Source organism: Staphylococcus simiae (assembly GCF_002902085.1).
Taxonomy (GTDB): Bacteria; Bacillota; Bacilli; order Staphylococcales; family Staphylococcaceae; genus Staphylococcus; species Staphylococcus simiae.
The window spans coordinates 78,996-79,654 of sequence record NZ_PPQR01000134.1; the positions used below are offsets into that span (position 1 = coordinate 78,996).

The window sequence follows — 659 nt, forward strand, 5'->3', positions numbered from 1 at the left end:
GAGCCTGGGACATTAAGTTCTAGGTTTAAGTAAAAAAAGACAATTTCTATTGAAAATTGATAGAAATTGTCTTTTTCGTTATTAATTTTGAAATAAACAGCTCGTTGAGCTGCTAGTTTCCTTATGTTAACTGCCATTAATACAAATCCAAGTTCACGTTTAACCTTATCGATTCCTCGAACTGACATTCGAGTGAACCCCAAAATAGCCTTCGTGAATCCAAAAACAGGTTCTACGTCAACTTTTCTTTGACTATAGATTTTTTTCGTTTCTGGTTCAGAAAGCTTTTGATTTACTTGAGATTTAAAATACTCCCAATTATAATTTTTCATTATTTTTTTATTTGTTTTTGACTTTGATTTCATACATTGATGTTTGAGTGGACAATCTGTACAATCATCACATTCATATAATTTAAAATCTCTTTTGAAACCATATTTATCGTTACGGTAAGCATATCGTTTAAATCCTAATCGTTTTTGATTTGGACAAATAAATTCATCATTGATTTCATCATATTCCCAATTCTGAGTATTAAAAATGTCACTTTTAAATTTTTTAGTTTTATCTTTAATAAACATTCCATATGTAATCAATGGTGTTCTATTAAAATCATCTATAATAGCCATGTAATTTTGTTCACTACCATAACCAGCATC

General features: G+C 28.7%; 1 protein-coding gene. It reads right to left on the reverse strand.

Annotation, left to right across the window (positions count from 1 at the left end):
• Positions 1–659 (reverse strand): transposase (locus CD113_RS12135; protein WP_142380917.1); only part of this gene is annotated, 659 nt, incomplete at both ends.